This window comes from Nesterenkonia sp. Act20 (assembly GCF_019173455.1).
Taxonomy (GTDB): domain Bacteria; phylum Actinomycetota; class Actinomycetes; order Actinomycetales; family Micrococcaceae; genus Nesterenkonia.
On the sequence record NZ_JADPQH010000001.1, the window covers coordinates 196,310 to 208,577 of the forward strand.

Below are 12,268 nucleotides of genomic sequence, written 5' to 3' on the forward strand. Positions count from 1 at the left end.
CGGCGCACCAAGCCCCGCGTCGAGCTTTGTGGATACCCTACAACGGATGCCTACAGACGGCCGACGGCCAGCGCGGTCTGCAGCACGTAGGCGTCCCTGGGCACCACGGGGTCCCAGCCGGTGATGTCGGTGACTCGGCGAAGCCGGTACCGCACCGTGTTCGTGTGGACGAAGAGTTCGCGTGCCGTGGCTTCCAGGGAGTGTCCGGCGTCCAGATAGGCGGTCACCGTCTCGAGCAGACCGTTTCCCGAGGATTCCAAGAGGTCGAAGATGGTGGTCTTGAGCACCGTCTTCGCGGTCTCGTCTCCGCAGAGGACGCGCTCGGGGAGCAGATCCTCGGCCGCCACGGGTCGCGGTGCCGAGGTCCACGCCCGGGACGCGCTGAACCCGGTGAACGCGGCCTGGGCGCTCTTGTGCGCCTGGCTGATCGACCCGGTGAAGCTCGAGTAGACCACCTGCCCGGACCCGAAGCGAGGAAGGATCCGTTCGAGGCCTTCGGCGAGGTCGGTGGTCCGTCCGAGCAGCAGCAGCAGCCGGTCTCCCTGGACGCCGACCACCGCGTCCACAGCGAAGCGGATGCACTGGCGCCTGAGCTCGGACATGAACACAGCATCTGCCTGTTCCGGCGCCTCCCCGACGACGACGACTCCCTCGTGGCTGCGCCACCCGACCGCGGCGGCTCGGGAGGCGATCTGCTCCGCCGGCTCTCCACGCAGCACCGCGTCGACGAGCAGGGCCTCGAGGCGAGAGTCCCAGGCGCCCCGGGACTCCGCGGCGCGCGCATAGACATCGGCGATCGTAAACGCCACCTCGCGGGAGTAGCGCAGCACCGCTTCCAGCATGAGCTGCTGGTCCTGTGCGGGCATCAGACCGGGAAGGCGCTGTTCCACCGCCTCGACGATGCTGCGGATCAGCTGCAGAGCGCGCTGCAGCGAGATGGTGCGCATCAGGTCTGTGGGTGCGCTGCCGAGGAGTTCGTTGACCAGCGGCATGGAGCGCGAGGTGGGGTTCTCCAGCCAACTGATGAGTCCGCCGATGCCACGCTGGGCGATGAGCCGCAGCGAGGCACGCTCATCGGTGCTGAGGTGGCGATACCAGGTCAGGGTCTCCTCGAGATGACCATTGACCTCATGGGTCAGATTTCCCGCGTCGGAGCGCAGGATCTCCAGGGCCTCCCAGGAGACCGGAACCGGGCCCGGCGCCGTCGCAGCTGATGCAGTCATGTCCTGGAGCCTAGAGCGTGTGGGGTTCCCCCGCCAGTTGTGTGATCCCTACAAAGCCAAGCGGCGCCGTTCGATAGAGATCTCCACGAGCCGAGGACGGAGCTGGCCGCACAGCAAAAGGGGCCCGAAGCAATGCTCCGGACCCCTTCTGGTTCACCTACGCGTGACGCGCATCGGCGAAGACCTTGGCGATCAGCCGTCTTCGACCTCTCCTGAGGAGCCGGCGTTGACATTGCCGAGATCGTACTTCTTCATCGCGTCGACGGGGGCGGAGGCGTCCACCGCGCCGTCGTCGGCGAGCATCTGCAGCGCGCGCACCACCATAGAGTGGGCATCGATCTTGAAGTACCGGCGTGCCGCTGGGCGAGTGTCCGAGATGCCGAAGCTGTCGGCGCCCAGGGTCGCAAAGCGATTCGGCAGGAACTGGCGGATCTGATCCGGGACCTGAGTGGCGAAGTCAGTGGTCGCGATGATCGGCCCCTCGGCGCCCTCCATCTGCTGAGTCACGAAGGGAACCTCCGGTTCACGCTCCGGGTCCAACATGGCCGACTGCTCCACATGCAGAGCCTGACGGCGCAGCTGGTTCCAGGAGGTCACCGACCAGACGTCGGCGGAGACGCCCCATTCCTCTGCGAGGATCTCTGCCGCCTCCTGGGCCCATGGGACCGCCACGCCGGAGCCGAGCAGCTGCACCTTGGGGCCGTCCTTCTCCGAGGTCGAGAGCTTGTAGATGCCGCGCTTGACGCCCTCGATGTCCAGGTCTTCTGGTTCGGGAAGGTGCTGGACCGGCTCGTTGTAGACGGTGATGTAGTACATCACGTTGTGATCGCCGTCGTGATCGCCATACATCTCGAAGAGGCCGTTCTCCATGATGTGCGCGATCTCGTAGCCGAAGGCGGGATCGAAGTGCTTCACCGCCGGGTTGGTCGCTGCCAGCAGCGGTGAGTGCCCATCCAGGTGCTGCAGGCCCTCACCGACCAGTGTGGTGCGCCCTGCGGTGGCTCCGATGATGAAGCCTCGGGCCAGCTGGTCTGCCGCCGCCCAGAAGGAGTCACCGGTGCGCTGGAACCCGAACATCGAGTAGAAGATGTAGAACGGGATCATCGTCTCGCCATGGGTGGCGTAGGAGGTGCCCGCCGCGGTGAACGCCGCGGTGGCCCCTGCCTCGTTGATCCCCGGGTGGATCATCTGACCCTGCGGCGACTCCTTGTAGGCGAGCATCAGCTCGCGGTCCACGGAGATGTAGTTCTGGCCCTTGGGGTTGTAGATCTTCGCGGTGGGGAAGAACGAGTCCATCCCGAAGGTGCGCGCCTCGTCGGGCACGATCGGCACGATCCGGTTGCCGATGTTCTTGTCGCGCATGAGGTCCTTGAGCAGTCGGACCAGCGCCATCGTCGTGGCGGCCTTCTGCTTGCCGGAGCCTTTCTTCGCCTGCGCGTAGGTCTTCTCCTCGGGGAGGGTGAGACCCTCGCCGGACACCTGCCGCTTGGGCAGGTAGCCGCCGAGTCCCTTGCGCCGCTCGAGGAGGTACTTGACCTCCTCGGAGTCCTCGCCGGGGTGGTAGTAGGGCACGTTGTAGGGATCTTCTTCGATCTGCTCGTCCGTGACCGGGATGCGCAGCGTGTCGCGGAAGCGCTTGAGGTCATCGACGGTGAGCTTCTTCATCTGGTGGGTCGCGTTGCGGCCCTCGAAGCTGGGTCCCAGGCCGTAGCCCTTGACGGTCTGCGCCAGGATCACAGTGGGCTTGCCGGTGGCCTCGGAGGCCGCCTTGTACGCGGAGTAGACCTTCTTATAGTCGTGTCCGCCGCGCTTGAGGTTCCAGATCTCGTCGTCAGACATCTCTGCGACGAGCTCCTTGGTCTTCGCCGAACGGCCGAAGAAGTGCTCGCGGACGAAGGACCCGGACTCGGCCTTATAGGTCTGGTAATCACCGTCGAGGGTCTCGTTCATGACCCGGACGAGTTCTCCGTCGTCGTCCTTGTCGAGAAGCTCGTCCCATTCGCGGCCCCAGAGGACCTTGATGACGTTCCACCCGGCGCCGCGGAAGAAGGCCTCCAGCTCCTGGACGATCTTGCCGTTGCCGCGCACCGGACCGTCGAGACGCTGCAGGTTGCAGTTGATGACGAAGTTGAGGTTGTCGAGCTTCTCGTTCGCCGCGAGCTGGAGCAGTCCGCGGGATTCGGGCTCATCCATCTCGCCGTCGCCGAGGAACGCCCAGACCTGCTGCTCGGAGGTGTCCTTGATGCCGCGGTTGTGGAGGTAGCGGTTGAACTGTGCCTGGTAGATGGCGTTCATCGGACCGATGCCCATGGACACGGTCGGGAACTGCCAGAACTCGGGCATCAGCCGTGGGTGGGGGTAGGAGCTCAGGCCGTTGGGAGCCTTGGAGACCTCCTGGCGGAAGCCGTCGAGCTGCTCCTCGGTCAGGCGCCCCTCGAGGTAGGCGCGGGAGTAGTTGCCGGGGGAGGAATGGCCCTGGAAGAAGATCTGGTCCCCGCCGCCGGGGTGGTCCGCGCCGCGGAAGAAGTGGTTCAGGCCCACTTCGTAGAGGGTCGCCACACCGGCGTAGGAGGAGATGTGTCCGCCCACGGAGATGTCACTGCGCTGTGCGCGGTGGACCAGCATCGCCGCGTTCCAGCGCAGGATGCGCCGGATGCGGCGCTCCATCTCCTCTTCGCCGGGAAAGTCAGGCTCCTGGTCGACGGGGATGGTGTTCACGTAGTCCGTGGTGGTGACCATGGGAACTTCGATCGACTTGGCACCGGCGCGCTGGAGCAGCGTACGGATGATGTACTCCGCCCGTTCGGTGCCGTGGAACTCCACGAGCTGGTCGAAGGATTCCAGCCATTCCTGGGTCTCTTCCGGGTCGCCGTCCGGGAGTTGGTTGGTCAGTCCACTGCGGATATGGGAGTTCTCTTCACCAGCGCTCACGGGTCACCTCTCAAAGGTATGTGTCTGGGTCTTACGTTCCATGGACAGGGATGTGCCATGGGCGGGACCCACGAGGTCGTCTGCCACCGATGGTGCGGCGGCTGATTTTCAGCTCAACTCTACCCGTTCGTGTGGTGTCGTACTTCCCGAACGGATAGGGATCCGCGTAACGTTGCTGGTGACAGCCCCACCGCTGAGGTGGTGCTGCTTTTCAGACGTAGATGTAAGAGGAAGGGAACCTCAGGTGAGTCAGGCTTCTGCAGCCGAGGATCCGTCGAGCACTTCGACGGGCCACAAGAACGACGCCGGAACCAATGTTGTCTCGGTCGGCGACCTGCTCCAGGAGCTTGGGCTCAAGCCCGATGCGCTGGTCCAGGAGATCGGCGTGGACGAGGACGTGGACGACGACTTCCGAGATCGGCTGGAAGATCTGCTGGACGAGGAGCTTCTCGACGAAGACGTCCAGGAGGTCGTGGACGCCGTGCTGGTCTGGTTCAGGGACGGAGATGACGACCTCACCGACGCGCTCGTGGACGCCTTGGCGACGCTGGATGAAGGCGGCGTGATCTGGCTGCTGACTCCGCGTTCGGGCCGTGAAGGCTACGTCCCCCCGGTGGAGATCCAGGACGCCGCCCCCAACGCCGGGCTGCATGTGACCTCCTCGGCGGGCGTGAGCGCTCACTGGGCCGCGACCCGACTCATGGGGCGCAAGAAGCAGTGACGGTAAAGGCGCCAGAATGCTGAGCTTGCTGTGAGGTTGGACGCGTCATGACAGCAACGTCCCCTCCGGAATTGGGGGAGCGCGCACCCTCATTCTCGGCGCGGACCCACCACGGCGAGTCCATCACGCTCGAGCATCTGGGCGGAGCGCCGGCCCTGTTGATGTTCTACCCCTTCGCGTTCAGTGCCGTCTGCGGCTCGGAGCTCCGCTCGCTGGCGTTACGCAGCGATGAGATCCGTGAGATCGGTGCCACTGTGCTGGCGATCAGCTGCGACTCGCTGCACAGCCTGCGCGCCTATGCGGAGTCCCTGCGCATCGGAGGCGAGGAGCTTCCCTTCAGCCTGGTCAGCGATTTCTGGCCACATGGGCAGATGGCCGGCAGCTTTGGGGTCTTCGACTCCGAGCGCGGCACTGCGCAACGCACCAGCGTCCTGCTGGACCCGCAGCTGCGAGTCGCCCATCTCCAGTCAGTGCCGAATGCGCAGGCCAGGAACCTAGACGAGACGCTCAGTGTGCTGGCTGGACTTCGCGGGCGGAGCTGACCCGTCCAGGCCACGCGTGACGTAGCGCGCCCGGTAGCTCTCGAACACGGCCGTCGCCGAGACCACGAGCAGGGCCGAGCCGAGCATGTGCAGGCCCACCAGCAGCACCGGCAGTCCAGTGAAGTGCTGGGTGTAGCCGATGATTCCCTGGGCAAGGATCACCGCGAGGAGCCACCAGGCGCAGCGCCGCTGCGCCGGCGCGGTCGCAGCGCGGGACTGGCGCACCAGCAGGGCGATCGCGGCGAAGCACAGCACATAGACCGGCATCACATGCATCCGGGTGACCAGATCGGGGTCGAACAGGTGTCGAGGCGAGGCGGGGTCTCCGGCGTGAGGTCCGGTGCCGGTGACCACGGTGCCCAGGAAGACCGAAACCCAGGTGGCCCCCAGGATGATCGGCGTCATCGCCGCCGCGACGCCATCGGAGTCACTGTCCCTCAGCGGCACGCCGGTGACGCCATGTCGCAGCGGCACGCCGGTGACGCCATGTCGCAGCGGCACGCCGGTGACGCCATGTCGCAGCGGCACGCCGGCGAGGCCCGCGGAAGCCTCGAGATCCCCGCGTTCCCGAGCGACCCTCAGCTCAAGTCTGATGCGGTTCAGCAGCATCGTCGAGATCATCACCAGTGCGGCCGAGAGCAGGAAGTGGAGTCCGACGATCCAGGGGTTCAGGTTCGTCCACACGGTGATTCCGCCGATCACCGCCTGCAGCGGTATCCCGGCAAGGATCAGCACGCTCATCCTGAAGAGAGGACGATGGCTGCCGCGCAGTCGCAGGAGTGCGAAGAACATCAGCGCGCAGATCAGCACCAGGACATAGGTCAGCAGTCGGTTGCCGAACTCGATCGCCCCATGCAGGCCCATCTCCTGAGTGGCGACCCAGGATTCCGGAGTGCAGCGCGGCCACTCGGGACAGCCCAGGCCCGAGGCCGTGAGCCGGACGGCCCCGCCGGTCAGGATGATGCCGATGTTGCTGACCAGCGTCGCCCAGGCCAGCACCTTGGTGACGCGGGTGATCCTGGTCGGCAGGTTCGACCTCAGGGTCTCGAGCAGATTCAGAGGAAACTTCATCGCCAGTTGAACCACCTTCGTGCAGCCAGCATGGCCACGGCGGCCCATCCGGCGAGTATGAGGGCTTCGAGCACAGGGAAGGCCCCCTGAAGCGAAGCGGTGCGGAGGCCCTCGCCCAGGGCGGCGGAGGGAAGCAGGAGCAGCAGCGCGCCGGCGTCGTCGTGGTTCAGCGGAAAGACCGACCCACCCGCGGCGCCCAGCAGAACCCAGATCACATTGGTCAGCGCGAGCGTGGCCTCGGCGCGGACGGTGCCCGCCAGCAGCAGGCCCAGTGCGGTGAAGGCGGTGGCCCCGAGGACGACGACGACGCCCAGCCACACAAGGCCCAGCGGCTGCGGATCCCATCCCAGTGCCAGGCCGGCGGACCCGATCACCAGCACCTGTACAGCGACCACAGCCAGCACGGCGATGGCCTTTCCCAGAATGAGTCCGGTGGGACCCAGTGGAGTGGTGGCAAGGTAGGCCAGCACCCCGTACTGACGCTCGAAGCCGGTGGCGATGCCCTGGCCGGTGAACCCCGAAGCCATGACTGCCAGCGCGAGCACCCCCGGGGTGATCATGTCGATGCTCGGCGTGGCCGAGGAGGTGATCAGCTCCAGCCGGTGTGCTCCGAAGAGCACCAGCAGCGGCAGGATCAGCGAGACCAGGAGCTGCTCCCCATTGCGGAGCACATTGCGGGTCTCATAGAGCCCGTGCGAGAGAATGCGGCGCACCGCGGGTCGCGGGGCCGGTGACAGCGGTGCGTAGGTCGGACTCATGAGACGGAGACCTCCCAGAAGACATCTTCGAGGGTGCGCGCTTCCATCCTGACCTCGACCGGCATCATGTCGATCAGCTCCCACCAGGCGGCGAGGGCACGCAGCTGTTCGGGCCCGGAGAGCCCGGGCGTCATCCAGGCCGCCCCCGGACCGTTGCTCACCCCGCCATCAAGCTCGATGGCCAGGGGAGAGCTGGCGATCTCCGCGCGGGTCAGTGTCCTGGATGCGGTGAAGACCATGCGCCGGGTGGGGTCGGCTGTGGCGTCGGCGCCCCGAGCGCCGGTGCTGGTGAGCTCGGCCACGGTGCCATGGCGTACGACCTCCCCATCCTTGAGGATGAAGACCGAATCAGCGAGCTTCTGCGCCTCCTCGAGCAGGTGGGTGGTCAGGATGATGCCCATCCCCATCTCGCGGAGCTCGCCGATGAGTTCGAAGACCGTCTGGCGTGACTGCGGATCCAGACCTGCGGTGGGTTCGTCGAGGAAGACCACCTCGGGTCGGCCCAACAGGCTCGCCGCCAGAGCCACCCGCTGCTTCTGCCCGCCTGAGAGTCGCCGGATCGAGGTGGCGAGGAAGCTCTCCATGTCCAGCCGGTGGGCAAGGTCTTCCAGCGGCCATGGATTCTGGTGCAGCGATGCGACGTGCTTGAGCAGCGCGCGGGGCTGCACCGACTGGGGGAGCCCCCCGTCCTGCAGCATGACCCCTACCCGAGCGCGCAGGTCTGCTCCCGCGCGGAACGGATCCTGTCCCAGCAGCTGCACCGTTCCCTGGGTCGGGTGCAGCAATCCCTGGGCGCAGCCGAGCGTGGTGGTCTTGCCCGCGCCGTTGGGGCCGAGCAGCACGGTCACCTCGCCGGCGCGGGCCGTCAGGTCCACGCCCCGGAGGATCTCCGTGAGTCCGCGAGAACTGCGGGCTGAGCCGACGGCATAGCGCACGTGGCGCATGGTCAGGCACGGTGATGGCTGGGGCACCCCACCAGTCTACATTTCTACGGGGCGTAGAAGATCTGGTGGGTGTGCCGCTCACGCGGGGACAGCTGTGCCGAAGGTCTCCGCCTACTAAGGTCCCCCTTGCTGGCGGCTTTGTTCTGAATAGGTCAGAATAGAGTCATGTATTCCACTGCTTCCGAGTCTGTCGCCGCAGACCAGCGGCGCCGTGGAGCGGAGAGCCCCTCCGCTCCCGAGGGGGCCGGGCCTTCTCCCGCCACTGAAGGAGAGTCGGAGACGTTCCGCGAGGCTGAGAGCACGACTCGCCAGCGAGTCCTGCAGCTGGTGGTCGAAGAAGGCCCCATCAGTGCCGCAGCGCTGGGTCGCGAGCTCAAGCTGACCGCTGCGGCGGTCCGCCGCCACCTGGATGCGATGACCGAGCAGGGAATCCTTGAAGTCAAGAACGTCACCACGCGTCGTCGGGGTGCTGGTCGGCCCTCCCGCCGTTATGTGGTCTCCGAACGCGGCCAGCGTTCCCTGGGCGACGACTACCTGGGGCTGGTGCAGACGGCGCTCACGATGCTCCAGTCCGCAGCGGCACCTACGACCGAGGACTCACACGTCACCGGGCCCACCCCGGAGACCGCCCGCGGGCTGGCGCGGGAGTACTTCGCCGGCTTCGAACAGCGGTGGGAGCGACAGCTCGAGGGCGTCAGCGACCTCGACGCGCGGGCCGACAGGCTTTCTCAGCTTTTTGCCGAAGACGGCTTCGCGGGATTCACCCGCCTCGTCGGACGGGACAATCCGCTGCTGGCGATGCAGTCCACGCAGCTGTGCCAGGGTCATTGTCCGATCAGGGAAATAGCTGCGGCTCATCCGGTGTTCTGTGAGGAGGAGACCGATATGATCTCCCGACTGCTCGACGTCGACGTCAGGCGGCTTTCCACACAGGCGGCAGGTGCACATGTCTGCACCACACACGTTCCTGTGGGTCGCGAAAAGCTTGCCGCTGAGCAGCGGGCCCGCGCTGCAGCCAGTGCAGAGGCAGAACAACAGATCAGCGCCGGAGCCGGTGCGACGAATGAGTCGCGTGCGGCCAACGGTGGACGAAAACGAATCGTCATCTCCCCCCGTCAACAAGAGAGGTTGTCATGACCGAGCAGATCCAGCGCGAAAAGGACTCGGGGGTCACCTCCGATATTCTCGAGCGGAACCCGGAGCTCCAGGGCATCGGGTCCTACGAGTACGGATGGTCCGACTCCGACAGCGCCGGTGCCAACGCCAAGCGTGGCATCGACGAAGCGGTCGTGGAGGACATCTCCGCCAAGAAGAGCGAGCCGGAATGGATGCTCAAGCTGCGCAAGAAGGGCTTGAAGTACTTCCAGCGCAAGCCCATGCCCATGTGGGGAGCAGACCTCTCGGGCATCGACTTCGACAACATCAAGTACTTCGTGCGTTCCACCGAGAAGCAGGCGAAGACCTGGGAAGACCTCCCCGAGGACATCCGCAACACCTATGAGCGGCTCGGCATCCCAGAGGCCGAGCGTGAGCGCCTGGTCTCCGGTGTGGCTGCCCAGTATGAGTCCGAAGTGGTCTACCACCAGATCCGCGAGGACCTCGAAGAGCAGGGCGTCATCTTCATGGACACCGACACTGCGCTGAAGGAGCACCCCGAGTTCTTCGAGGAGTACTTCGGCTCGGTCATCCCGGTGGGCGACAACAAGTTCGCTGCACTGAACACCTCGGTCTGGTCCGGCGGATCCTTCGTCTACGTCCCGAAGGGCGTGCACGTGGAGATCCCGCTGCAGGCGTACTTCCGCATCAACACCGAGAACATGGGTCAGTTCGAGCGCACCCTGATCATCGCTGATGAGGACTCCTACGTGCACTACATCGAGGGCTGCACGGCGCCGATCTATGACTCCGACTCGCTGCACTCCGCCGTGGTCGAGATCGTGGTGAAGAAGAACGCCCGTGTGCGTTACACGACCATCCAGAACTGGTCCACCAACGTCTACAACCTGGTGACCAAGCGCGCGGTCGTCGACGCCGGCGGCACCATGGAGTGGATCGATGGCAACATCGGCTCCAAGGTCACCATGAAGTACCCGGCCGTCTACCTCACCGGTGAGCACGCCAAGGGCGAGACTCTCTCCGTCGCGTTCGCCGGCGAGGGCCAGCACCAGGACACCGGATCGAAGATGGTTCACATGGCACCCCACACCTCCTCGACCATCGTGTCGAAGTCGGTGGCCCGCAACGGCGGCCGTGCCGCGTATCGCGGACTGGTCCAGGTCAATGAGGGCGCATCACACTCCGCCAACTCGGTCGTCTGTGACGCCCTGCTGGTGGACACGATCTCGCGCTCGGATACGTACCCGTACATCGACATCCGCGAGGATGACGTGACACTGGGTCACGAGGCCACCGTCTCCAAGGTCTCCGAGGATCAGCTCTTCTACCTGATGGCCCGCGGACTCGCAGAAGACGAGGCCATGGCGATGATCGTGCGTGGCTTCATCGAACCGATCGCTCGCGAACTGCCGATGGAATACGCGCTGGAGCTCAACCGCCTCATCGAGCTGCAGATGGAAGGTTCGGTCGGCTGATCGAGCCACACTCATGCAGCACCCCGCCCGCCCAGTGCGACACGCGCCGGGCGGGCGGGGCACGCTGCTGGATGCACCGAGCCTGAAGTGAACCCCAAAGAAGCAAGGGAAGAGAAACACATGACGAAATCCGCGTCCGCCGAGCAGGCGGAACAGGTCGAAGGCGTCGAGGTCGGGGAAGCCCGCATCTCGATTCCCGGAATGAGCGAGGAGGGCGAGAACCTCGCCACCGCTCATGAGGAGACCGAACACACCCATGGCGGTCTCGGGGAGTCCACGACCAAGGCACAGTCCGGGGGATCCCGCGCCGATCGCACCACCAGCCTCTCCGTGGCAGATTTTGCTGTGCCCACTGGGCGTGAGGAGGAGTGGCGCTTCTCGCCGCTGAAGAAGCTTGGCCGCGTCCTCTCCGACGCCGCCACCCAGACCCCGGTCACCATCGAGCTGCGCAAGTCTGCCGAGGGCGTCACCCACGGCGAGCTCGCCCTGGCTCAGTCACCGCGCGGCACCGTCTTCTCTGCGGCCGACCGCGCCGCCGTCGTCGGCTACAGCCAGTCCGCACAGGCCGACTACATCAAGGTTGCTGCCGACACCGAGCTGACCGAGCCGGTCTTCATCGACATCACCGGTGAGGCCGCCGGGCATCGCGCCAACGCGCACATCGTGCTCGAGGCCGAGGCCCACTCCAAGGTGGTCTTCGTGTTGGAGCACCGTGGATCCGCCGATGCGAACCTCAACGTGGAGGTCATCGTGCGCGACGGCGCCGACGTCACCGTGGTCTCGCTGCAGCGCTGGGACGGCGACGCCATCCACGTGGGTCAGCAGGATGCCGAGATCGGTCGCGACGCGAAGTACAAGCACGTCTCGATCACCCTGGGCGGAGAGGTCGTCCGACTGAACTCCAACGTGCGATACGCCGCCGAAGGAGGGGAGGCCTCCATGTACGGCCTCTACTTCGCCGACGCCGGGCAACACCTCGAGCACCGTAGCTTCGTGGACCACAACTCCCCGCGCAACAGCTCGAATGTGCTCTATAAGGGCGCGCTTCAGGGGCAGGACGCCCGAACCGTGTGGGTCGGTGACGTGCTCATCCGCAAGGCTGCCGAGGGCACCGACTCCTACGAGAAGAACCAGAACCTGATCCTCACCGACGGCGCGCGCGCCGATTCGATCCCAAACCTGGAGATCGAGACCGGACTCATCGAGGGCGCGGGACACGCCTCCTCCACCGGCCGCTTCGACGAGAACCACCTGTTCTACCTGATGGCCCGCGGTATACCCGAGAAGGAGGCCCGACAGCTCGTCGTGCGCGGCTTCCTCAACGAGATCGTCCAGGCCATCGGCGTCGACTCCATCGAGGACACCATCCACCAGGACCTGGAGAACGAACTCGAGATCGCCGGCTTCTGAGGCTGCCCGCAGCCCCGGCCCGCACACGGCAGCTCTCCCCACCTTCAGCACTCTTCACGAACCAAGCAAAGGACACG

General features: G+C 65.7%; 10 protein-coding genes. 5 read left to right on the top strand and 5 right to left on the bottom strand.

Annotated features, from left to right (window positions below; all coding sequences use genetic code 11):
- Positions 1 to 50: 50 nt before the first annotated feature.
- Entirely contained in the window at positions 51 to 1,223 is a 1,173-nt protein-coding gene (locus IY716_RS00900; RefSeq protein WP_218219790.1) for a CdaR family transcriptional regulator, read from the bottom strand.
- Between the two features lie 192 nt (positions 1,224 to 1,415).
- Positions 1,416 to 4,154, bottom strand: coding sequence for a pyruvate dehydrogenase (acetyl-transferring), homodimeric type (gene aceE / locus IY716_RS00905; RefSeq protein WP_218219791.1), 2,739 nt, complete (start codon positions 4,152 to 4,154; stop codon positions 1,416 to 1,418).
- 244 nt (positions 4,155 to 4,398) lie between these two features.
- On the opposite strand from aceE, the gene IY716_RS13620 reads away from it, so the two are divergent.
- Together IY716_RS13620 and IY716_RS00915 are read left to right on the top strand one after the other, a co-directional pair.
- Positions 4,399 to 4,875: a DUF3052 domain-containing protein gene (locus tag IY716_RS13620; RefSeq protein WP_369699539.1), complete on the top strand. Its 477-nt coding sequence runs from the start codon at positions 4,399 to 4,401 to the stop codon at positions 4,873 to 4,875.
- A gap of 47 nt (positions 4,876 to 4,922) precedes the next feature.
- Entirely contained in the window at positions 4,923 to 5,417 is a 495-nt protein-coding gene (locus IY716_RS00915) for a redoxin domain-containing protein (RefSeq protein WP_218219793.1), read from the top strand.
- On the opposite strand, the gene IY716_RS00920 is transcribed toward IY716_RS00915, so the two are convergent.
- Genes IY716_RS00920 through IY716_RS00930 form a run of 3 tightly spaced genes read right to left on the bottom strand, consistent with a single transcriptional unit; the run spans position 5,370 to position 8,217 of the window.
- The gene (locus tag IY716_RS00920; RefSeq protein ID WP_218219794.1) at positions 5,370 to 6,488 is read right to left on the bottom strand and encodes a heme A synthase; all 1,119 of its coding nucleotides are present in this window, start codon (positions 6,486 to 6,488) and stop codon (positions 5,370 to 5,372) included. The two genes, IY716_RS00915 and IY716_RS00920, sit on opposite strands and share 48 nt — an antisense overlap.
- Positions 6,485 to 7,246, bottom strand: coding sequence for an ABC transporter permease (locus IY716_RS00925; protein ID WP_218219795.1), 762 nt, complete (start codon positions 7,244 to 7,246; stop codon positions 6,485 to 6,487). Before IY716_RS00925 ends, IY716_RS00920 begins: the two co-directional genes overlap by 4 nt.
- Positions 7,243 to 8,217, bottom strand: a complete 975-nt coding sequence (locus IY716_RS00930) for an ABC transporter ATP-binding protein (RefSeq protein ID WP_369699540.1) — start codon at positions 8,215 to 8,217, stop codon at positions 7,243 to 7,245. Before IY716_RS00930 ends, IY716_RS00925 begins: the two co-directional genes overlap by 4 nt.
- 138 nt (positions 8,218 to 8,355) lie before the next feature.
- Between IY716_RS00930 and IY716_RS00935 the strand changes: the two genes are divergently transcribed.
- The 3 genes from IY716_RS00935 (at position 8,356) to sufD (ending at position 12,191) form a co-directional block, all read left to right on the top strand.
- The gene (locus IY716_RS00935; RefSeq protein WP_218219796.1) at positions 8,356 to 9,327 is read left to right on the top strand and encodes a metalloregulator ArsR/SmtB family transcription factor; all 972 of its coding nucleotides are present in this window, start codon (positions 8,356 to 8,358) and stop codon (positions 9,325 to 9,327) included.
- Positions 9,324 to 10,781: a Fe-S cluster assembly protein SufB gene (gene sufB, locus IY716_RS00940; RefSeq protein ID WP_255316380.1), complete on the top strand. Its 1,458-nt coding sequence runs from the start codon at positions 9,324 to 9,326 to the stop codon at positions 10,779 to 10,781. The genes IY716_RS00935 and sufB overlap by 4 nt, the downstream gene beginning before the upstream one ends.
- Positions 10,782 to 10,901: 120 nt before the next feature.
- Entirely contained in the window at positions 10,902 to 12,191 is a 1,290-nt protein-coding gene (sufD, locus tag IY716_RS00945; protein ID WP_218219797.1) for a Fe-S cluster assembly protein SufD, read from the top strand.
- The last annotated feature ends 77 nt before the right edge of the window (positions 12,192 to 12,268 follow it).